The organism is Caldicellulosiruptor kronotskyensis 2002 (genome assembly GCF_000166775.1).
Classification (GTDB): domain Bacteria; phylum Bacillota; class Thermoanaerobacteria; order Caldicellulosiruptorales; family Caldicellulosiruptoraceae; genus Caldicellulosiruptor; species Caldicellulosiruptor kronotskyensis.
Genome location: NC_014720.1, coordinates 2,080,914 through 2,104,370 on the forward strand (window position 1 = coordinate 2,080,914; position 23,457 = coordinate 2,104,370).

Annotated in this window: 15 protein-coding genes and 2 pseudogenes; 4 read left to right on the forward strand and 13 right to left on the reverse strand. The window is 35.7% G+C overall.

Annotated elements, in window-relative coordinates:
• Window positions 1-66: 66 nt before the first annotated feature.
• A pseudogene (locus CALKRO_RS13340) lies at window positions 67-1,502 on the forward strand (transposase).
• Window positions 1,503-1,807: 305 nt separating this feature from the next.
• Here CALKRO_RS13340 and CALKRO_RS09660 read toward each other — a convergent pair.
• Window positions 1,808-2,635, reverse strand: a complete 828-nt coding sequence (locus tag CALKRO_RS09660) for a carbohydrate ABC transporter permease (RefSeq protein ID WP_013430836.1) — start codon at window positions 2,633-2,635, stop codon at window positions 1,808-1,810.
• On the reverse strand, window positions 2,632-3,561 hold the full coding sequence (locus CALKRO_RS09665; RefSeq protein WP_013430837.1) for a carbohydrate ABC transporter permease: 930 nt from the start codon (window positions 3,559-3,561) through the stop codon (window positions 2,632-2,634). Before CALKRO_RS09665 ends, CALKRO_RS09660 begins: the two co-directional genes overlap by 4 nt.
• 221 nt (window positions 3,562-3,782) lie before the next feature.
• On the opposite strand from CALKRO_RS09665, the gene CALKRO_RS09670 reads away from it, so the two are divergent.
• A complete protein-coding gene (locus CALKRO_RS09670; RefSeq protein ID WP_013430838.1) occupies window positions 3,783-4,505 on the forward strand; it encodes a glycerophosphodiester phosphodiesterase in 723 nt (240 codons plus the stop codon).
• A 241-nt stretch (window positions 4,506-4,746) separates the two neighbouring features.
• On the opposite strand, the gene CALKRO_RS09675 is transcribed toward CALKRO_RS09670, so the two are convergent.
• Window positions 4,747-5,865, reverse strand: coding sequence for a metallophosphoesterase family protein (locus CALKRO_RS09675; RefSeq protein WP_013430839.1), 1,119 nt, complete (start codon window positions 5,863-5,865; stop codon window positions 4,747-4,749).
• Window positions 5,866-6,098: 233 nt separating this feature from the next.
• Between CALKRO_RS09675 and CALKRO_RS09680 the strand changes: the two genes are divergently transcribed.
• Window positions 6,099-7,748 carry a bifunctional metallophosphatase/5'-nucleotidase gene (locus CALKRO_RS09680; protein ID WP_013430840.1) on the forward strand — a complete coding sequence of 550 codons (1,650 nt, stop codon included), beginning with the start codon at window positions 6,099-6,101 and terminating at the stop codon, window positions 7,746-7,748.
• 299 nt (window positions 7,749-8,047) lie between these two features.
• Here CALKRO_RS09680 and CALKRO_RS13345 read toward each other — a convergent pair.
• From CALKRO_RS13345 to tig, 7 genes and pseudogenes are all read right to left on the reverse strand, one after another.
• A pseudogene (locus CALKRO_RS13345) lies at window positions 8,048-9,272 on the reverse strand (IS256-like element ISCbe6 family transposase).
• A 157-nt stretch (window positions 9,273-9,429) separates the two neighbouring features.
• Window positions 9,430-10,683, reverse strand: coding sequence for an RNA polymerase sigma factor RpoD (gene rpoD, locus CALKRO_RS09695; protein ID WP_013430841.1), 1,254 nt, complete (start codon window positions 10,681-10,683; stop codon window positions 9,430-9,432).
• Between the two features lie 3 nt (window positions 10,684-10,686).
• Window positions 10,687-12,540 carry a DNA primase gene (gene dnaG, locus CALKRO_RS09700; protein WP_013430842.1) on the reverse strand — a complete coding sequence of 618 codons (1,854 nt, stop codon included), beginning with the start codon at window positions 12,538-12,540 and terminating at the stop codon, window positions 10,687-10,689.
• Complete coding sequence (locus CALKRO_RS09705; RefSeq protein WP_013430843.1) at window positions 12,537-13,541, reverse strand: deoxyguanosinetriphosphate triphosphohydrolase; 1,005 nt, start codon at window positions 13,539-13,541, stop codon at window positions 12,537-12,539. The genes dnaG and CALKRO_RS09705 overlap by 4 nt, the downstream gene beginning before the upstream one ends.
• Window positions 13,542-13,733: 192 nt before the next feature.
• Window positions 13,734-15,035, reverse strand: coding sequence for an ATP-dependent Clp protease ATP-binding subunit ClpX (gene clpX, locus CALKRO_RS09710; protein ID WP_013430844.1), 1,302 nt, complete (start codon window positions 15,033-15,035; stop codon window positions 13,734-13,736).
• A 29-nt stretch (window positions 15,036-15,064) separates the two neighbouring features.
• Window positions 15,065-15,652, reverse strand: coding sequence for an ATP-dependent Clp endopeptidase proteolytic subunit ClpP (gene clpP, locus CALKRO_RS09715; protein WP_013430845.1), 588 nt, complete (start codon window positions 15,650-15,652; stop codon window positions 15,065-15,067).
• Window positions 15,653-15,723: 71 nt separating this feature from the next.
• A complete protein-coding gene (tig, locus tag CALKRO_RS09720) occupies window positions 15,724-17,040 on the reverse strand; it encodes a trigger factor (RefSeq protein ID WP_013430846.1) in 1,317 nt (438 codons plus the stop codon).
• A gap of 260 nt (window positions 17,041-17,300) precedes the next feature.
• Here tig and CALKRO_RS09725 point away from each other — a divergent pair, with 260 nt between their 5' ends.
• On the forward strand, window positions 17,301-18,785 hold the full coding sequence (locus tag CALKRO_RS09725; RefSeq protein WP_013430847.1) for an L-fucose/L-arabinose isomerase family protein: 1,485 nt from the start codon (window positions 17,301-17,303) through the stop codon (window positions 18,783-18,785).
• 66 nt (window positions 18,786-18,851) lie between these two features.
• Here CALKRO_RS09725 and CALKRO_RS09730 read toward each other — a convergent pair whose 3' ends face one another.
• The 3 genes from CALKRO_RS09730 to CALKRO_RS09740 are packed head-to-tail and all read right to left on the reverse strand — an operon-like array spanning window position 18,852 to window position 23,436.
• Window positions 18,852-20,132 carry an L-rhamnose isomerase gene (locus tag CALKRO_RS09730; protein WP_013430848.1) on the reverse strand — a complete coding sequence of 427 codons (1,281 nt, stop codon included), beginning with the start codon at window positions 20,130-20,132 and terminating at the stop codon, window positions 18,852-18,854.
• A gap of 25 nt (window positions 20,133-20,157) precedes the next feature.
• Window positions 20,158-20,925 (reverse strand): DeoR/GlpR family DNA-binding transcription regulator, encoded by a 768-nt coding sequence (locus CALKRO_RS09735; RefSeq protein WP_013430849.1) that lies wholly within the window; start codon window positions 20,923-20,925, stop codon window positions 20,158-20,160.
• 39 nt (window positions 20,926-20,964) lie between these two features.
• The gene (locus tag CALKRO_RS09740) at window positions 20,965-23,436 is read right to left on the reverse strand and encodes an alpha-ketoacid dehydrogenase subunit alpha/beta (RefSeq protein WP_013430850.1); all 2,472 of its coding nucleotides are present in this window, start codon (window positions 23,434-23,436) and stop codon (window positions 20,965-20,967) included.
• Window positions 23,437-23,457 lie beyond the last annotated feature (21 nt).

Genomic DNA, 23,457 nt, shown 5'->3' on the forward strand with positions numbered 1-23,457 from the left:
CTCCTCATAATTGTAGTAAAATATGATTATATAAAACAAATTTTCTACTATGAGGAGGGTTCCAAAATGTTCAACACCAAACCTAAACAACTTTCATTTTTAGACTTATTTTCCCACCTAAAGGCTTTGGCTCTCTACAAGCCTGAAAGCCTCTTGGGCTTGTTCAATAAATTCATCGACTTGTCAAACTACATACCTTCTTCTTTCTACAATGCTTACTATAAACACTTTGGCAAGCATAGATACTTCTCCTTAGAATCTATGCTTCTGTGCTTCCTTGTCCAAAAATTACTCAAACTAAATACCCTTACACAGCTTCGCGCTGTTCTTCTTAACTCTTATGAACTCCGTTTATTTTGTAACTTAAATGGCAATGTCCCCTCTATTTCTACTTTCTCTCGCTTCAGAAAACTATTTAACAGTGAAATCCATAAACTCTTTCAAAATATCTCTATCCATGCACACAATATTTCTCTCCAACAATACCCCCAAGATTCTTCAATCTTAATCTTCGACACAACTGGTATTGTTCCAAAGGTTCGTGAAAATAACCCTAAGTTCATTCATCTAGTGCTGAAAAATACATCAAAAGCTAATCCTGAACTGTCTTCTGACAAAATCTACTTCTGCTGTCTATTCTTCTTTGCCTAAAAGTGCCAACGCTAATCCTAACATCCGCCTTATGTTCACAAATGGCCATTTCTGCTGGGCTTTGAAATTTGCTGTCATTACAAATGCTCTTGGTATCCCTTTAGCTTTAGTTCCTCTATTTAACTATGATTCTACTTCCTCCGACCCACATCAAGAAAAAGCTATCTCTGACTTCTGCCGCTTTAATTCCTTCGCTCAAAACTCTATTCTCCTACATCCCCAATAATTTCTCTACCATCAATCGCTGACAGTGCTTTGGATTCCCACAACATATACTCCACTTTAAAAAATACTTTTAACTTCTCCAAAATCGTTATCCCTCTAAATACAAGAGCTTCTAAAAATACTACACCTACATCAGACCCCAATATCATTATTTCTGAGGATGGTGCTTCTTCTTGTAAAAAGTTCAATCAACCTTTTAAACCTGAAGGCAAATGTCAGGGTAAAAATCGCTCTTTGCGCCTTAAATGGACTTGCCCTATGTCACAATACAAAGATGGCAAACGTGTCTGCTCTTGCCCTCAAGCTTGTACTACCTCTAAATCAGGGGCAATAGTTTACACTTACCCTGACGATTTTCGCTCTTTCCCAGGTATAAACAGAAATTCTCAAGAGTTTTTTGACCTCTACAAAAAACGTGTCGCTGTAGAGCAGACTATTTACCACTTAAAATCCTACATGGGTTCTGATACTATTCTATCCTTATGACCATATTTCTATTTTCTCTGATTTCTTGCTATCTGCCATTACTTTTTCGCTCTTGTTTATCCTCGCTCACAACATTAAGCTTTATTGCTTCTTTATTGACTATCAAAAAGCTTAACAAACTCAAAAAACTTATCGCTTAAAACCACTATTTTTTTGAATCTATTTCTTACAAAAAATTTATGGTTTTGTTTTTTACTTAGCCTTCTAAAATCAAGAAGTTTAGAAGGTTTAGGGTACTATTGTCTTTTTTAAAGTTGTTAATTTTCGTCATATGTTTGTTGCTGATTAATCTTGTTGGTATAGATAATATTTGGTTATCATTTCGCTTTTCTTTTTGTATCTTGATTGTATTCAATGTTAGTATTGGCATCTCTTACCTTCAATCATCACCCATTTTGCAAACGCCTATATTTTTGAAATAATTGAAGAAAAATTTCTCCAATTATTAACTCTTTAAAGCACCTGCTGTCAGTCCTTTGATAAGTTGATCATGCCCAATGATAAAAATTAGTAAAGTTGGTAGTATTACTACTATCACTCCAGCTGCAATTAAACCTATGTTCTGTTGTTCTGCCGCTTGCAGCATACTTATTCCTATTTGTACAGTTCTTATTTCATCCTTGTCAGTTACTAAAAGCGGCCACATATATTGATTCCAAACACTTACGAATGAATATATCATAAATGATCCTATTGCCGGCTTTGAAAGGGGTACTAAGATTTTAAAAAGATAATCAAAATTGGAGCATCCTTCTACTTTAGCAGCTTCATAAAATTCAAATGGTATGGTCTTAAAATACTGTCTTATAAAAAATATTCCAAAAGCTGAAACACTGTTGGGAAGAATTAAGGCAGCATAGGTATTTAAAAGTCCCATTTGGCGAATTATCAAATAATTACCAATAAAAATTGTCTGAGCAGGTATCATTACGGTAGATAAAATCACAAGAAAAAGAAAATCTTTTATCTTATATTTGTAAAATGAAAGTGCAAAAGCACATGTACACGCCAATGCTACTTGTAAAAATGTAGATGCAACAGATACTAACAAACTGTTAATAATGAACCTCACCAAAGGAGTTAGAACGAATACTGATTTGTAGTTCTCTAAAGTAATACTCTTAGAAGAGAACCGAGGAGGATAAGAAAGTATATTAGCCGCCGGTTGAATACTCATGTAAAAAATATACACTATAGGAAAACAAATAAGACCTGTTATAAAGACATTTGTTGCCAAAAGTTGTATATCCTTTACCTTCATTTTTCTTTTCATTGGTAAAACACCTTCTTTTCCAGTACTTTAAACTGAATAATGGTAAGCAATAGTAACAACACAAACAATATAATAGATTCAGCACATGCTTGAGCAAATTTAAAATTGAAAAAGGCATCTTGATATATTAGATACACTAAAAATTTTGTCGAATTTACTGGACCGCCTCTTGTTAATATATGAACTACCGTAAATTGCTGAAATGAGTCTATTACATTTATAACAAGAGTAAAAAACAGCGATGGTGTAAGGAGGGGTAAAACAATTTTTGTTAACTTTTTCGCAAAATTTGCTCCATCAATTTCTGCAACCTCATATAACTCTTGAGGAATATTCTGAAGTCCTGCAAGTAAAAACAGAAAATTAAAGGGAATGTTCTGCCATGCATTTATTAATACTATAGAGTATAGAGCTACTTTGGGGTCTGTCAACCACTCAATTTTGGAAAAGCAAAATGATTCTAACACATAGTTAATAATGCTTACAGTGGGATTAAATAAAATTCCCCACACAATAGCAGCTGCAGCTGATGAAAGAGAAATAGGTAACGTGAAGAAGATTTTAAAAAACTTCTTGAAATATTTGTTGTTATCAACGCTTAATGCTAATACTAAACCTCCAACAATAGAGAACATTGTATTAACTACAACATACTTTGATGTAACTAAAAGACTATTTAAAAAATCCGGAGAGGTAAGTAAATTAATATAGTTTGCAAATCCTACAAACTTCTTTACATTAGCATTAAAGTCAGTAATACAAAAACTTGTGTACAACGTTTTTAAAAATGGTAAAAATACAAAACTCGTCAATAAAATAAAAGTAGGAGATACTAAGAGAACAAATTCCCAAATTTCTTTCATGGATCTTTTCCTTCGCTTTTTTACTTTAATCCCTACCAACTCTTTCTCATATGCATATTCCATCTCACTCTGGTTTTTCCCCCTTCTCGTAAATTTTCTGATATTAATTTACTACATCCTCTTTAAATTATTATTAAGAAGCTGTTAAGTCTTTGTTAAATATTGTACCAAATATTTACTTAATCTAAATTTAACAATATTTAAACTTCTATTTAACATACGTAAAGTATGATTGAAACAAGGTAAATTACTTTTCTATCCAAAATTCAAAGGAGGCATATAAAATGCAGATATTTGCTCATCGAGGAGCAAGCGCATATTTCCCCGAAAATACTCTCGTTGCTTTTGAAAAGGCAAAGGAAATGGGAGCAACAGGAATTGAAACAGACGTCCAAGTAACGAAAGATGGTGTACTTGTTCTAATTCATGACGAAAAAGTCGATAGAACAACTGATGGAGTTGGATATGTAAAAGATCTTACGTTTGCTGAAATTCAAAAATTTAATGCAGGATACTATATGAAATACTCTTCATGTAAAATTCCAACAGTGGAAGAAGCTTTAGAATTAGCTAAAAATCAAAATCTTGTTATTAATTTTGAGTTAAAAGAATCTTGCTTAGCTTTTTTAAATACAGAAGAAAAACTTATAAACACTATACATAAATATGATATGAAGGAAAATGTCATTATTTCAAGCTTTCACTTATCATCTCTTATAAGGTGCAGGAGCATTGACCCCCAAATCAAACTCGCATATTTGACAACAAAAGTTTTAAAGCTTGGTTCTCTTAAATCACTCGGCATCGAAATTGTACATCCAAATTATTTTATTACCACTCGGAAATTTGTCTCACATCTTAAACAACAAAACTTTAGAATCAATGTATTTACAGTTAATAAAAAGAAATATGTTGAAAGATTGCTGAAATTAGGTGTTGATGGGCTTATAACAGATGTACCAGATATTGTTATAGAGACTATAAAAAACTTTAAAGGATATACATAAACTGTTGAATAACTTAGGAGGACCTAAAATTTTCATCTAATCACTTTTCATCTAATCACTCAGATGAAAATAAAGAAAAAATGGAATAGAACTGATTAAACTCAAATATGAAGAAGTCAATCTGGAAAGCTAAGGGTTATGCTATCGCTATTTCCCATTACACCCGTGATTGCAAAAGCAAAAGTGGGTTGTCACCTCTTTTGTTATGTGACAACCCTTTCGTGTTTTTTGTAGAAACTATTTATTTTATTATATCTTTTAAACGTGCCAAAGAAACAAAACCTTTTTGAAAACTTGGACCTTCAAGCTCTTCTAACAAAGACTTATCACCAGAAGGTGTGTTTGGATGAGCACTCCAGCGAGGCCAGGTATTAATGTTAGTATTAAGTGCATTTTTCCTTGCTTCTTCCCATACCTTTTGGTCACAAGGCACATCTTTTGTTGTATAAGTTAACTTCCAACCTTTTATTTCAAAAATAGTATAACGCATAGGATACGTAACTGTAGAAGCGCAAGTAAAATATGCGATACCCTTTTCCATCTTATAGCGCGTACTGATGTGTCGATGACCTGATAACACTACAGCTACTTGAGGGAATTTTTCTAATACTTCTCGAACCTGTTTGCTATTATACAATACAAACTTATTAAAATTATTTTCACCTGTTTCTTCTGCTTTAGTGTATGGAAGAAGTTGATGATGAAGCATTACTATTGTAAGCTTACTTTTGTTATTCTGAAGGTCTTTCTCTAAAAATTTGAGTTGTTGGTTATCAATATAGCCTCCCCAATCACCAATCATTGTAGAATCAAGACCAATCAGGTGAACTCCTGGTAATGGATCTAAACTCCACCAACGGTTGGGTCCACTAAAACCGTGTCCTTGAAAAGTCCAAATCATTGTACTACGGGTTACCGAAGGTCCCATATTTTTGAGATGTGAATCAACCACACTTACATCATGATTCCCCAATACAACATAATATGGTACTTGTAACCTATCCAAAATTTCTTTAACCTTGTCAACATTCCATGGCTCCGCGTCTTTTGTGAGATCTCCCAATACACAAACAAATTTAATATCCAGAATTTTGTTTATTTCCTTAACAGTGCTTTCCAGTAAACTTACAGAATCTTTAAACATTTTAACTTCGTTAGTAGGAGACATGCTACTTTCAAACACTGAAATATGGGGATCAGAAATAACAGCAAACTTAAAATTTAATGTTTTTTCAGAAATACTTGATAATCTTTGTAATTTCTCAGACCTTGCAACTCCTTTTATATGGATGATATAAAAAGTTAAAAACAAAAGTAAACATATACTTATTACATTTAGAAGTAATTTTCTTAACCTCACAACCCTGCACCTCCTCCTCTCTTTTTATTACGGCATATATTATATTGGTGTTTCTTTAAATTCAATTAAATTACACGTTAAATCTTTGTTAAGAATTTATCTAATACAATAACTGTATTATATTACAAAAAAGACCGGATTTTCAAACTTATTTTTACATTAATTTAATACCAAATTAACAAAAAAGTTATATAGTATTAGTTAAAAGAAACTTTACGAAAGGAGAGAAAAAGATGGAAAAGAAAAATGTATGTATATTGAAACTCCTAATTATACTTATTACAATGTTATCAATTATTTTAACGTATATTCCTATATCCTCTGCTGCTTCTTCTACGAAAATAATAGACATTGTAGAAATAACTGACTTACACGGCTATTTATATAATACTGTCAAAATGCAAGATAGAAGTACTCTAAAACAGCAGATTGGAGCTATTTTAGCTAATGAAATTAAAAAGATAAAAAACAGTAATCCAAACACAATAATCTTAGCAGCAGGCGACATGTTTCAAGGGACTCCGGTTTCAAATATACTAAAAGGTAAACCAGTTATAGATATGATGAAAAATATTGGATTTGATGCCATGACTATAGGTAATCATGAATATGATTGGGGCATTGATGCAGTAATCGACACAAAAAGAAAGACTCTTAAAAATTCTGATATACCAGTTTTAGGTGCCAACATATATGACAAAAATACTAAAAAGATAGTAAACTACTGTCAGCCTTATGTAGTAGTCAATAAAGCCAATACAAAAATTGGAATTATAGGAGTAGTAGATAATAAAGAATTTCCCAACATCATTTTACCAGCTTATATCAAAAACGTTGAATTTAAAGACCCTGTGTTTATAGTAAACAATCTTGCAAGAAAATTGAGAAGTGAAGGAGTTAAAATAATAGTAGTACTTGCTCATATGGGAGGCTATATGAATAATAATATCCTAACAGGCAATATTGCTGAATTTGCTAAGAACGTGAAAGGAGTAGATATCATCCTCGGAGGACATACCCATTCAGTTGTAAATACTAAAATCAATGGCATACCTGTTTGTGTAGCTAATTGTCAAGGCAAGGGGTATATTCATATCAAGGTAAAATTAAAAAACGGAGTAGCTAATGTAGTAAAACAAGAATATGTGGATATAACTCCTTTATTTAATATTAGTAATCCCCCCATGGATAAAGAAGTTTTAGAAGTTATTGAAAAAGCAGATAAACAAGTGAGTCGGAAGTTTAGCAAGGTCATAGGAACAGCAGTGTCAGATATAACTCGTGAACAGAGGGCAAAACCATATGGTGATTCCGCTTTAGGAAACTGGGCTACAGATGCCATCAGAGAATTTGCTCACACAGATTTCGCATTTACTAATAATGGAGGACTAAGAATTGACCTCAAAAAAGGACCAATTACTCTTGGCGATATTTACCAATTAATGCCTTTTGATAATACTATTGTTATACTTAAAATGAAAGGAAGTCAAATCAAAACTATTTTAGAAGAAGCAGTGCAAGATAATGGAAAAGGAATTCAGGTATCTGGATTAACATTCAAATATGATATGAAAAAACCATCTATGAATAGGGTTTATGATATGAAAATGTCAAATGGAACACCTATTGAAATGGATAAAGTATATACTGTTGCTACAAACAATTTTATGGCAACTGGGGGTGATGGATTTAAGGAGTTCACAGACCCTTCGGTTGCAAAAACCTATACTGATACTTATAAGCTTTTGAGAGATGTTTTTATTGAGAAGATACAAAAACAAAAAGAATTAAAACCATCACTTGAGCGACGAATATTCTCTTCCGATGAGGTATCTTTAAGCTTGCATGGGTATTTAAATGAATCTATGCTGATTATGAAATAAATTTTGAACTATTTGGACCAAACTGAAAGAGGGACTGGGTTAAAAAACCAGTCCCTCTTAAAATTCGGGTGTGTAAATAATTTTGTGTATTTAAGATAAGCCGTCCTTCTTGGTAAGTAATCATTCAAAATTTTATTGCCAACTTTCTATTTTTAGTATTTCCATTTCAATATTTTTTATGCATAAATTTTTAACTTCATGGAGAAAATTTAATACTGGGTTATATTATCTTTTTTTTTATTTGTTTTTTTAACTGCTTCTATAGAAGCAGTTAAAAAAACGCGAACAAATGATTGCTTCTACTTTATATATTCTCTCAACCGCTCAGGATACATTATTAAAAGCTGGTTTAATATCATATCCCAGTTTCTGTATCTTTGCGTCCACTTTCTTACAACATTTTTAGTCGCAAGATAAAGCATCTTTTCTAAAGCTATATCATTTGGGAATACTGATTTTGACTTTGTAACTTTCCTAAACTGTCTGTGAACACCTTCTATAATGTTTGTTGTATAAATTATTCTTCTAATCTCCGGGGGAAACTTAAAAAACGAGGTCAGCATTTCCCAGTTGCTTTCCCAGCTTCTAAATGCATAAGGATATTGTTTCCCCCATTTCTCTTTTATTTGACAAAAATTCTCAAATGCCTCTTCTTCATTTGTTGCCTGGTATACTCTCTTGAAATCTTTTGAAAATTCTTTTATGTGTTTATACGAAACATACTTAAATGAATTTCTCAACTGGTGGATTATACATCTTTGAATATCACTCTTTGGAAACACTGCTTCTATTGCTTCTTTTAAACCAGTAAGACCATCAACACAAAACAGCAGGACTTCTTCTACTCCTCTTGTCTTTAAATCATTCAAAACTTCAAGCCAGAATTTAGAACTTTCACTTTCTCCTATCCATATTCCTAAAACATCCTTATATCCCTCAATGTTAATCCCTAAAACAACGTAAGCAGCCTTATTTACAATCTTGCCTTCATCTTTTATCTTGTAATGGATTGCATCCATGAAAATAAACGGATATATCTTTTCCAATGGTCTGTTTTGCCATTCTCTTATTCTATGGTACTATTTTTTCTGTAATTTTGCTTACCATCTCAGCAGATACTTCAATACCATAGATATCTTTTATTTGTTCATGAATATCTCTTGTTGTCATCCCTCTGGAATATAAAGCTATTATTTTATCTTCAATTTCAGAGATATGTCTTTTATATTTGGGAATTATCTTGGGTTCAAATTCACCTTCTCTGTCTCTTGGAATATCAATTTCCATCTCTCCAAATTTTGTTTTTACGGTTTTCTGGGTATATCCGTTTCGAGAGTTAGTAGTTTGTTTGTTTTTAATATCATATTTTTCATAACCCAGAGTTTCTTCAATTTCTGCTTCTAAAAAGCTTTGAAGTACATCTTTGAACAGGTCTTTTAAACTTTCGTAAATATCACTTACACTCTGAATATTATTTTTTCTTATAAACTCTAAGAGCTGCTCTTTTGTTAAAACATTCTCCATAACAAAAAACCTCCTTCTTGGATATTTTTGTTTATATTCTGATTCTTACCAAGAAGGAGGTTCTTATACTTTACACAAAATTATTTATAGTCTCTAAAATTCTATCACTTTTACCAAGGAACCACAAATATTTATGCCATGTAATCCCCTTTCACTCTTACTCCAAAAAATCCTTAAGCTTCTTACTCCTGCTCGGATGTCTAAGTTTCCTCAGTGCCTTTGCCTCAATTTGACGAATTCTTTCACGTGTCACATTGAATTCCCTGCCAACCTCTTCTAAGGTTCTTGCTCTGCCATCTTCAAGGCCAAATCGGAGCTTTAAAACCTTCTTTTCTCTTTCGTTTAATGAATCCAAAACCTCTAAAAGCTGCTCTTTTAACATTGAATATGCCGCTGCTTCAGAGGGTGCAAGAGCATCATCATCAGGGATAAAGTCACCCAAGTGGCTGTCTTCTTCCTCACCGATTGGCGTCTCCAACGATACAGGCTCCTGGGCAATCTTCAAAATCTCACGCACCTTTTCAACTGGCATGTTCATCTCTTTTGCTATCTCTTCAGGTGTTGGCTCTCTACCTTTTTCTTGCAGAAGCTGGCGTGATACTCTAACTAACTTGTTTATTGTCTCAACCATATGAACAGGAATTCTTATAGTTCTTGCTTGGTCGGCAATTGCCCTTGTAATTGCTTGGCGAATCCACCAGGTTGCATATGTCGAGAATTTATAGCCTTTTCTGTAGTCAAATTTCTCAACTGCTTTTAAAAGTCCCAAATTACCTTCTTGAATTAGATCCAAGAATAACATTCCACGCCCTACATACCTTTTTGCAATGCTAACAACAAGCCTCAAGTTTGCCTCAGCAAGCCTCTTTTTAGCCTCTTCATCCCCCTGTTCAATCCTCTTTGCAAGTTCGATTTCTTCTTCAGGAGTCAAAAGAGGTATTTTACCAATTTCCTTAAGATACATCCTAACAGGATCATCAATTGCAATACCTTCAGGCAGATTTTCTATATCGTCTTTTAAGAGCTCCTCCTCTGACACTCTGTCGTCAACAACGTCAATTCCCATGCTCTCTAAGGTATCATATATATTTTCAACTTGGCTTGCATCAAGCTCTACCTTGTCAAGAATCTCCTGTATCTCTGAATATGTCAAAAAACCCTTGCTCTGACCAAGTGAGATAAGTTCTCTGACCTTCTCTCTTATAAGTGTCTTCTTTTCTTCACTTATTTTTTTACCATCTGATTTACTTTCTGTGCTCTTTTTTGTAGACTGCTTTTCTTGACTTTCATTTTTCTGTGATGCAAGCAATTGTTTTTCAGCTTCTTGCTGGTGTTCGTTTTCACTATTTTTATTTATATTTTTGTCATTGAGGTTTTTTACCTCATTGTTTTCCATGTTCTGCTCTGACATCCCTTAAATTCCCTCCTTTCTGTCTTTGATTTTTCTAATCAGCATTTGTAACTTCAATACCTTTTCATTATCTCCTCTCTTTTGTGCCTCCAACATCTCGCGTTTTAACCATAACATTCTACTATTGTTTGTCTTTAGTTCATCTATCGCTTTTTTTGCAGCCTCTTCTGTTTCGAATCCTTTTGACGAAAAGCTTGTGAGCTCTGACAATACCCTTTCATCATCGACAAACGTCAAAAGCATTGAATAGGTCAATTCCATCCCCTCATTAATTAAGTTTTTTATTGAACTGAAAAGCATTTTTATATCCTCGGTGCAAAAATCATCCTCGGCAACAGCATTTCTGATGCTTTCTGACTTGTTAGCCCATTCCACATAGATAGATAAAAGGTCTATGTCATTTTTTTTGATTCTCTCTTCTTCTGTTAAGTTACTTTTTTGCTGAACTTGTTTAAAATGTTGAATACTTTCCAAGCGTTTTAGTTTTATGTTTTCATTTTTGGTAAATTCCTTTAATATTGCTTCTTCATCAATTTGTGTAAGTTGCGATAACTTTCTTATATATTCCTGCCTCTCAACCTCATTTGTAATCGGCATCAAAATCTTTTCAAAGTATTCTCGTACAAATCTGAACTTTTGGTCTGATTTTGATAAATCATAGTTGGAAGAAAGCTGCTTTACTTTGAAATCTATTACAAACATAGCATTTTGTTTCTTTAGTAAAAACGCATCCTTTCCAAACTTTTTTATATACTCGTCAGGGTCTTTGGCATTTTCAAGCTCCATAACCTTTACTATAAGCCCATTTTGGTAAAGTATATCAGCACTTCTAAATGTAGCATTTCTTCCTGCCTGGTCACTATCTAAGCAAAGAACAACCTCATTTTTGTACCTGCGCAGAAGAAAACTATGGTCTTGTGTAAGTGCTGTGCCCAAAACTCCCACAACATTGTCTATACCTTCTTGATGAAGAGAAATGACATCCATATACCCCTCAACAATTACAAAATCTTTTTCTTTGCTTGATTTTGCAATGTTAAGACCATATAAAACCTTCGATTTTGAAAATATAAGAGTATCGGGTGAATTCATGTATTTAGGTGCTTGGGAGTCGTCAATTATACGACCACCAAACCCAATTACTCTGTTCATTGTATCGAATATAGGAAAAATGAGCCTGCCTTCGAATCTACAATAATTCTTTCCATTTCTCTCAATAAAAATTCCACTTTTATCAATAATCTCTTTAGAATACTTTCTTGAAAGCATCTCATACAAGTTGTTATCCTCAGGGCAAAATCCAAGTCCGAACTGCTTTGCAGTTTCTTTTCTTATCCCCCTTTTCAAAACATACCTTGCAGCATCCATGTTTTCTCTTAAATATAACTGCCTCTGAAAATATTCCAAACAATCATTGTGAAGAGAAATAAGCTCTTCTTTTTGTTTTGCTAATACTTTATCTTTTGACGACTGAGTTTGAGAAAAATCTACATTAATCTTAGCCTTTTCTGCTAAAACCTTAAGTGCCTCTGTGAAAGTTAAATTTTCTATTCGCATTACAAAATGGATAGCATTACCACCAACTCCACATCCAAAACAGTGAAATATCTGTTTTGCCGGTGAGACATAAAAAGAGGGTGTTCTCTCTTGATGAAAAGGACAAAGCGCTCTGAAGTTCACTCCTACTTTTTTAAGCGGTACATACATTGAGACAACATCAACAATGTCGACTTTGCTTAGAACCTGTTCTACAACTCTTTCCAGCACATCATGTTCACCTTCGCGTTTTTTTAAACAATTTAATTTTATTTCGACAAATTTTTTAAAATACCTTTTAGCATTTTTAATAAAAATCAAAGCTTGTTCCATGGTGACGGTAAGAATAATTCATAAAACTTTCGCATAGCATACCTGTCTGTCATTCCAGCTATATAGTCAACTATTGCCTGTTCCTTTCCAAATCTGTCGATATTCTTTTTCACATCGTCAGGTAAGACGTCACAGTTCGACATAAAATATTCATAGAGAGCTTGTATAATATATTTGGCTTTACTTTCATCCTTTTTTGCTTCAGAACCAATATACACATTTTCAAACATGAAACTTCGTAAAGTCTGCATAGCATAAAAAACATCTTCACTCATGGAGATTTCTGGCTTGTCCATACTATTTTTTATTATATCCCTAATTAATGTATTAATTCTCTCTCTCTTAGAATATCCCAGTATTTTAAGACAGTCTTTAGGCAGGTCATCTTCTTTCAATATACCTGCTCTCATAGCATCGTCAATGTCATGGTTGATATAGGCAATTCTGTCTGCAAACTGGACAACTCTGCCCTCTAAGGTAGCGGGCGTTCTGCCCCAGACATGATTCAAAATCCCATCTCTAACTTCAAAAGTAAGGTTGAGACCGTCTTCACCTTCCAGAAAATCAACAACACGTAAACTCTGAACATTGTGTGAAAATCCAGTTGTAGTTATCTTGTTTAAGATATCCTCACCTGCATGCCCAAATGGTGTATGACCTAAATCATGACCAAGCGCTATTGCTTCTGTCAAATCTTCGTTAAGTCTCAGTGCTCTTGATATTGTCCTTGCAATCTGCGCAACCTCCAAAGCGTGCGTGAGCCTTGTTCTGTAATGGTCACCTTCTGGAGATATGAACACCTGGGTTTTGTGTTTTAGCCTCCTGAAAGACTTGGAATGTATTATTCTATCTCTATCTCTTTGAAATTCTGTTCTCACATCGCATTTCTGTTCTTGCTTTTGTCTCCCTTTTGTATTTTTTGAAAGTGTTGCATAGGGAGAAAGAATCTTTTCTTCTAAATTTTCTTGATACTCTCTTATTTTAAGCAAAACCTCTCACCGAACCTTTTTATAAGGCCAAGTTTATACTTGTTTTATTTATGCCAAACTTATTATAATATCTAAATTCTCTACAAACTCAAATTTCCCTTCTTGGAAATGAAAAATTCAAAAAGAAGAAGGCTGGCATTTTCATCCAGCCTTCCATTCCAATTGTCAGTTTCTACATTTCAGATTTTTGTGTTATGAAACATTTCCTCTTCTTTCCTGAAGTCGCTGTTTTAGTCTTGGTCTTTTCTGAGCTTTCTTGTTCTCATTTATTATTACAATAGGTTTGTCTTCTTTTAAAACAGCAGCTTTTGTAATAATAACCTTTTCTATCTTATCATTTGACGGAATCTCAAACATCACATCAAGCATAATCTCTTCCATTATAGCTCTAAGACCTCTTGCACCTGTGTTGCGCTCAATAGCCTTGTCAGCAATCGCTTCTAATGCATCTTTTTCAAACTCCAGCTCAACACCATCCATTGCAAAGAGCTTTTGATACTGTTTTACAAGAGCATTTTTGGGCTCTGTTAGTATCTTTATCAAAGCTTCCTTGTCAAGTGCATCCAATGTAACTATTATAGGCACGCGTCCTATGAACTCTGGAATCATTCCAAACTTTAGAAGATCCTGAGGCATTATTTGTCTTAGTATATCACCAATCTTTTTTTCTTTTTTGCTCTCAATCTTTGCGTTAAAACCAAGTGTCTTTTCACCAATTCTCTTTTCAATTATCTTTTCAATACCCTCAAAAGCCCCGCCACAGATAAACAGGATGTTTGTTGTGTCTATCTGTATAAATTCCTGGTGCGGATGTTTTCTCCCACCCTGTGGTGGAACAGAAGCAATAGTCCCTTCCAATATTTTGAGCAGGGCCTGCTGAACACCTTCGCCTGAAACATCTCTTGTGATAGAAGGATTGTCAGACTTTCTTGCAATCTTGTCAATTTCATCTATATAGATTATACCACGCTCTGCTCTTTCAATATCATAGTCAGCATTCTGTATGAGCCTGAGCAAGATATTTTCAACGTCTTCACCAACATAACCTGCCTCTGTCAAAGTTGTTGCATCAGCTATTGCAAACGGGACATTTAACATCTTTGCAAGAGTCTGAGCAAGGTATGTTTTACCAGACCCTGTTGGTCCAAGCATCAAGATGTTGCTCTTTTGAAGTTCAACATCGTCTTTTTTAGTGTCGTGGTAGTATATCCTCTTGTAATGGTTATATACAGCCACAGACAAAATCTTTTTTGCGTGGTCCTGACCAACAACGTATTGGTCTAAAAACTCTTTTATCTCCTTTGGAGTTGGGAGTCTGTCGTCAAACTCATTGTATTCTTCTTCTTCAAAATCCTCTGAGATTATTTCAGAGCAAAGTTCAATACACTCATCACAGATATAAACGCCAGGACCAGCAACAAGTCGTCTTACTTCATCCTGTGACTTCCCACAGAATGAACATCTTAGCTGTTTCTTCTCTTCAAACTTAGCCAATTTTGAATCACCTCAAATTAAAGAAGGATTTATGGGCGCCTTTCAATCACCTTGTCAATGATACCGTATTTTAATGCCTCTTCTGCTGTCATGAAAAAGTCACGGTCTGTATCACGTTCAATAACTTCTATTGGCTGACCAGTCCTCTCTGACAAAATTTTATTTATTCTATTTTTTATCTTCAAAATCCACTCTGCATGGATTTTTATATCTGTTGCCTGACCGCGAACACCACCAAGCGGTTGGTGTATCATTATCTCGCTGTTTGGAAGTGCAAACCTCTTGCCTTTTGCACCTGCCGCAAGCAGGAACGCGCCCATTGACGCTGCCAAACCAACACAGATTGTTGAAACATCAGGCTTTATATATTGCATTGTGTCATAGATTGCAAAGCCTGCTGTAACAGAGCCACCAGGTGAGTTTATATAAAGGTAAATGTCTTTGTCAGGGTCTTCAGCTTCTAAGAAGAGAAGCTGAGCAACAATAAGTGATGCAATATCGTCTGTAATTTCACCGCTCAAGATTACTATTCTATCTTTTAAAAGCCTTGAATATATATCATATGCTCTCTCGCCACGGTTTGTCTGCTCTATAACTATTGGAACAAGTGCAGACATAATTTTTCCCTCCTTTATCCAAAAAACAATTTAGTAACACTAAAAATATTAATTCCATTCAACAATTCTGTTTAATTCTCTTGATTTTCACCTTGATTATCTTCACTTATAATTTTAGCATTTTCGTAAATAAAATCTATAGCCTTATTTAGGATTATACCCTCTTTTATATATTCAATATCATCTTCAGAAAGTCTTTCTTTAAGCTTATCAACTTCCAAGTTGTACATCTTTGCAAGTCTTTCAAGCTCTTTTTGAAGCTCTTCATCTGTTGCCTGGATATTTTCTACCTTTGCAATCTTTTCCAAGATAAGGTTATTCCTTACAGCCTTTTCTGCTCTTTCTCTAAACTGGCTTCTAAATTCCTTGTCAGTCTTTCCTATAGCTTGCAGGTATCTCTCGTATGTCATGCCAAAGTACTGAAGATTTCTTGCAACATCTTCAACATAATAATTTATCTGATTTTCTATCATAGGCTCAGGAATATCTATAGAAGTATTCTGCGCAATCTTTTCTAAAATTGCATCAATCATTTCGTCTTTTGCTTTCTGGTCATTTTTCTCTTTAATTCTGTTTCTAATATTTGCCTTCAGTTCTTCTAATGTCTCAAATTCACTGACATCTTTTGCAAACTCATCATCAAGCTCAGGAAGTTCTTTCACCTTTATATCTTTCACTTTTACCCTGAAAGTTGCCTTTTTACCAGCAAGTGAAGGTTCTTGATAATCCTCTGGGAATGTTACCTCTATTTCCTTTTCCTCACCCTTGTTCATACCAATAAGCTGTTCTTCAAATCCTGGTATAAAAGTATTTGAACCTATTGTAAGTTCATAGTCCTTTGCTGAACCGCCATTTATAGGCTCACCATCTACAAAACCTTCAAAGTCAATTGTAACAATATCTCCGTTTTCAACCGGTCTTTCAACAGGAACAAACCTTGCATTTTCTTCTCTCAAGTGTTCAAGCTCATGTTCTACCTCTTCTTCAGCAACAGGATATTCAATCTTTTTAATTTCAATTCCTTTGTACTGACCAAGCTCAAATTCAGGTTTTACATATACTTCAGCCTTGTATATGAAGCTCTTGCCTTTTCCAACCTGAACAATATCCACTTCTGGTCTTGAGACAACTTCAAGTTTGCTCTCTTCAATTACCTTTGGATATGTCTCATTTAAAACATAGTCAATAGCATCATCATAAAATACCTCTTCGCCATAAGCTCTTTCAATCAAAGACCTTGGAGCCTTGCCAGGCCTGAAACCTGGAATTTTGAAATATTTTGCGTTCTTTAAATAAGACTTTTGAAGACCTTCTTCAAACTTCTCAGCCTCAACCTCAACCTCAATGATTGCCTTGTTTGTACCCTTTTTCTCAATCTTGAACTCCATTCTAATCCTCCCTCAAAAAGATTTATTTTAAATTTTTCATTGCTGTCTGTCTAATAAAAAGTTATATTTTAACTATGATATTGTAGCATAAAAGTTTTTATTTTAAAAGTGGATTTTGAAAAGTTTGCTTTCCAACTTGTATGCGAACAATTTTTTAATTCAAAATGGAATATTATGGAATTATTTTATTGTATGCACAAGTTGAAAGGTATATAATTTAATTATGATTTAAAATGAACATTTGGGAGGGAACATTTAAGATGATTCAAAACATACCTGAAGTAAAACTTGGAATTGTGGCAGTCAGCAGAGACTGTTTCCCAGTCACACTTTCCGAAAAGAGAAGAAAAGCAGTGGTTGAAGAGTGCAAACGTCTTGGCATTGACATCTTTGAGGCAAAGACAACAGTAGAAAATGAAAACGACGTTTTAAAAGCCTTAGACGAACTCAAATCAGCAGATGTAAATGCTCTTGTTGTGTACCTTGGAAACTTTGGTCCAGAAGGACCTGAAACAATGCTTGCACAAAAATTTAATGGTCCTTCCATGTTTGTCGCAGCAGCTGAAGAGACACAAGAAAACCTGTTTGATGGTCGTGGCGATGCTTACTGTGGGATGCTAAACGCTTCGTACAATATAGGTCTTAGAAAGCTCAATCCTTACATTCCTGAGTATCCTGTTGGAGATAGCAGCGAGGTTGCAAACATGATTGCCCATTTTGTAGATGTTGCAAGGGTTGTGATAGGAGTAAAGAACCTTAAAATCTTCAGTTTTGGACCACGTCCACAGGATTTTCTTGCTTGCAATGCACCAATAAAGCCTCTTTATGACCTTGGCATAGAGATAATGGAAAACTCTGAGCTTGATCTGTTTGAGGCATTCAACAATCATAAAGATGACCCACGTATACCTGAGATTGTAAAACAAATGCAAGATGAGCTTGGCACTGGCAACAAACATCCAGGTATTTTGCCAAAGCTTGCTCAATATGAGCTCACTTTGATGGACTGGTATGAAAAATATCGCGGCAGCTGCAAATTTGCAATATTTGCTAACAAATGCTGGCCAGCTTTTCAGACACAGTTTGGATTTGTTCCATGCTATGTAAACGCAAGGCTTGCATCAAAAGGTATTCCAGTTGCATGTGAGGTTGATATCTACGGGGCACTGAGCGAGTATATAGTGACACTTGCAACACAGCTTCCCGCAACAATCCTCGATATAAACAACACAGTACCAAAAGATATGTACGAGGCAAACAAGGACAAGTTCAAAGATTACAAGCCAACAGACCTTTTCATGGGATTCCACTGCGGAAATACTCCAATTTGCCACATGAAATATGCAGAGATGAGATACCAGCTTATTATGCACAGACTATTGGAACCTGACAAAGAACCCGACATCACACGCGGAACACTTGAAGGTGCAATAAAACCTGGTGAAATAACAATATTCAGGCTTCAGTCAACAGCCGATTGTTTGCTCAGGTCGTACGTTGCACAGGGTGAGGTAATTGACGTTGACCCACGTTCGTTTGGTGGAATTGGTGTGTTTGCAATAAAAGAAATGGGAAGATTCTACAGATACGTTCTGATTCAAAAGAGATTCCCTCATCATACAGCAGTTGCATTCAAACATGTTGGAAAAGTTCTATTTGACGCAATGAAAATGCTGGGTGTTGATGACATATCGTTCAATCAACCAGCAAATATGCTCTACAAGGACGAAAATCCATTTAAATAATGTGGATATAAAAAGGGCTGCAGCCGGTTTTATGTACTCTATCCGCAAGCTGCAGCCTCTTTTGTTTTATATTCTGTTTTTCAATACCTTATCTTCATATTCCTTCACCTTGTCAAGCCAGCTACTTCCAACAGGAACATCACTTTCATAGCAGAACTTGTTCCACACAGCACCAAATGGCAAAGTTTTGAACTCTTCTAAAAGCGCAAGCCGTTTACCAAAATCTCCTTCATTTTCAGCTTCATTTAAAAGATGTGTTGGTTCAAGCAAAGCGTACAAAATTGATTTTAATGCAGACCTTGCACCTGTCACCCAAGCAGTAATCCTGTTTATGCTTGCATCAAAAAAGTCCAATGCAAAAAACACCCTGTCAAAAGCATCTGCTCTTTTTACTTCCTGCGAAACAGACACCACTTCATCGTTTAGCACAACAACATGGTCACTGTCCCATCTCATACCGCGGCTCAAATGCAAAAGCACCTTCTTTGAAAATGCTAAAATTGATGAAATCTTGTCAGCCACACTTTCTGTTGGATGGAAATGTCCAAGGTCAAAACAAATTGCTATATCATGCTTGCTTGTAAAAACATAGCCCATGTAAAACTCATGAGACCCAGCAACAAACGCCTCAGACCCAATTCCGAAAAGCTTACTCTCAACAGAATCAACAAGGTATGTTTTGTCAACCGACGCAGCAAATATCTCATCTAAAGACTCTTTCAAAATCTTCCTGTACTCATACCTCTTTGCTGTAAAGTCTTTCGACCCATCAGGAATCCAAATGTTGTTTATACAAGTCTTTTTTAGTTCTTTCCCTATTTGGGATGCAATTTCTCTTGATTTTATTCCATGCTTTATCCAGAAATTTCTAATATCTCTATCTGTACTTGAGAGAGTATATCCTGACTGTGCCTTTGGATGAGCAAAAAATGTGGGATTAAAATCAAGCCCTATATCCTTTTCTTTTGCCCACTTAAGCCACTTTTCAAAGTGGTCAATTGAAAGCTCATCCCTGTCAACCTTTTTCCCATTTGTCTCAGCATATATAGCGTGAAGATTTACCTTGTGCTTGCCAGGGATAAGACTCATAGCAAACTCTAAATCAGACCTGAGTTCATCGCCGTTTCTCGCCCTGCCAAAATAGTTTCCTGTTGCTAAAATTCCGCCACCGCCCATCCCTTTTGTCGCTTCTTCAAACCCTGTCACATCATCGCCCTGCCAGCAGTGAAGTGAAATACTAATTCTCTTCATCTTTTCTAAGACTTCATCTGTCTCAACACCATATTCTTTGTAAACCTCTTTTGCCCTTTCGTAATCGGCAAGAATCTTTTCATAACTTGAGCTCATAAAAAACCTTCCCTCCCTTTTTCCTTCAATATAAAATCTTAACACCACATTCTCGAGCAGCCTTTTCAATGTCTTCAGGAAGTTCTCTTTCGCAAATCCAAATGTCAATCTCATCAAGCCTTGCATACGAAAACGGCATGTTTTTGCCTACTTTTGAAGTGTCCATAAGCATAACTACTTTCTGACTCCGTTCAATTATCCTTCTTTTGAGATCACCTTCATATGCATTTGATACACTAAATCCTGCTTCAAGACAAAAACCTGATGCGCTCATAAAGGCAATGTCAATGTTCATTCTATCAAGAGAAAATATGGCATTTGGACCAGACACTGATAAGGTATTGCTATTGACAATTCCTCCCAGCATCACAACAAAAATATTTTTCTTTTTAACAAGCTCAAGTGCAATGTTAAGCCCGCTTGTAATGATTGTATAATTGTCACTCTCGAGGATTTTGGCAAGACACATGATGGTGGAACCTGCGTCAAAATATATTGACCTATTTTTTTCAACAAGTCCTTTTGCAATATTTGCAATCTTCATCTTTGCTTCAATATTTTCCTGAGCACGCTTTGAATATTCGTCTTCCTGGCCAGTCAGCTGCCACAGCTTCTTTGTGCTGATAGCACCACCATGCGTCCGAATGAGATGGCCTTCCTTTTCAAGCGCAATCAAATCACGTCGCAGCGTCATGGTAGATACATCTGGAAAAAATTCTTTGAGTTTTTGAAGCTGGATTTCCCCTTTTTGTTCTAATATATCAAGGATTTTTTTCTTTCTAAAATCATTCACAACACCACATCCCGAAAACTCATCTTGGATTTAAAAGTATTATATACCAAGTCTATTTGTCCTTAAAATCTCATTTGTAGTGAAGTTGTTCTTTGGCACATGACCTTTAAGTGGCATAATCCTTTCATGGATTGCATCAATAATCCAGTCAGCTTGCGGGAAGAAATAGTTTTCAAATTCGTATGCTGGGACAATCCAATTTTTAGAACCAACTACAACAGGTGGTGCGTCCAGATAGTCAAATGCGAGGTCGGCGATTGTTGCTGCCATGTCTTTCAAAATTGAGCCCCTTGCACATGCGTCAGATGCAAGCACAATTTTTCCTGTTTTTTTGACAGATTCAATCACCTTCTCATAGTTAAAAGGTACGAGCGTTCTTGCATCGATGATTTCAGCACTCACTCCATACTTTTCTTCTAAGATCTTGGCTGCATCAAGTGCTCTGTACAGCGTTGCTCCAACTGTCAGGATTGTAATGTCCTTACCTTCTTTTTTGATATCAGGTTCGCCGATTGGAATCTCATAATACCCTTCCGGGACACCTTCTTTGTGGAAAAGTTCTCCAATATCATACAGTCTTTGGCTTTCAAAAAATATCACTGGGTCTGTGGAAGACAGTGCGCTGTTCATAAGACCTTTTGCATCATAAGGTGTTGCTGGGAATACAACTTTAAGTCCAGGAATGTGAGAAACAATAGAAGACCAGTCCTGTGAGTGTTGTGCACCATATTTTGAACCAACAGAAACCCTCACAACAACAGGCATTTTCAACGTTCCTGCGCTCATTGCTTGCCATTTTGCAAGCTGGTTAAATATCTCATCCCCTGCTCTTCCGATAAAATCGCAGTACATTATCTCTACAACAACCCTGCCACCACACATCCCATATCCCACTGCAGACCCAACTATTGCACCTTCTGAGATACAGGTGTTAAATAGTCTGTGATATGGCAAAGACTCTGTAAGTCCTCTGTAGACCGCAAAAGCTCCGCCCCAGTCGCGCAAGTCTTCCCCGTATGAGATAAGTGTTGGATCTGTGTAGAACTTGTCAAGTAACGCTTCAAATATTGCGTCTCTGAGATTGAACACCTTTGCCTTTGGAACAGGTTTCCCATCAACAATTCCTACTCTTATTTTGTTCTTTATCTGTTTTAAGCGCGGATTTTCTTCTTTTGGAATCAAAACTTCAGGAGTTCTGTCTTCCATCTTCTCAATCTTCTGGTTTGAGAACATATATCTTGCTATACCATCAGAGTCTTTCACAAGATTTATTCTTGGCGAAACATTTTCATCAACAGCAAGAGCGCATATCTTTGTTATAAGCTCTTTCACATAGCTTTGAATCTCCTCTATCTTTTCTTCTGTCACAACACCTGCTTTGATTAGCTCATCCTTATAAGTTACTATTGGGTCTTGAGCTGCCCATGCCTCAACCTCCTCTTTTGTCCTGTAGGAAGATGAGTCAGATGGAGAGTGGCCTGTGAGCCTGTATGTGACAATATCCAAAAGAACCGGACCCTGTTTTTGTTCAAGAAGGTATTTCTTTCTCCTCATTGCATCAATTACAGCCAGTGGATTGTAGCCATCAACACGCTCGGCATGCATCTGTTCAGGGTTAACGCCTGCTCCCACTCTTGCAAGCATGTCATATCCCATTGTCTCGCCACGTGTCTGCCCACCCATAGCATATTGGTTGTCCATAAAATTGAAGATTATTGGAAGCCCTCCTCTGTATTCATCATCCCACAATTTTTTGTATTGGTCCATTGAAGCAAGGCACATAGCCTCCCATACAGGTCCACACGCCATCGAACCATCGCCAATATTGACAACAACAATGCCATTTTTCTTATTGATTTTCTTAAATAAAGCTGCTCCTACTGCAATATCAGCAGACCCGCCAACAATTGCATTGTTTGGGTAAATTCCAAATGGTGGGAAGAACACATGCATGGATCCGCCAAGACCTTTTTGGAAACCTGTTTCTCTTCCAAATATCTCGGCAAGAGTGCCATACAAGAAAAAGTTGACTGCAAGTTCTTTAATACTTGAGATATTTTTTAAGTTTTCTTCCACAACTCTAAGTATTGATCCATCAAAATAGCTTTCCATAATTTTTAAAAGCTCATTGTCACTGAGCTTTTCAATTGTTGAAAGGCCCTTAGCAATAACCTCTCCATGACTTCTATGTGAACCAAATATAAAGTCATCTTTATCAAGCACAAAAGCCTGACCCACCGCTGCTGCTTCCTGACCAATCGACAGGTGTGCCGGTCCTGGATAATCATACTTTATTCCATTGTACTCCCCAGTTGTTTTTATTAAAGAGAGCATTGTTTCAAATTCACGGATTATAAACATATCTCTGTAAATTCTAATCAGCTGGTCATCCGAAAAGTTCTGTCTCTCCTCTTCTAAGGTTTTGTTATACTGATTTACAGGAATATCAAAAAATTTTATCCAGCCACTTTTTCTTACCTCGTTCGGGTCAATAAACTGTGACTTTGGCATCTTTAAACCAACCTCCCCCCA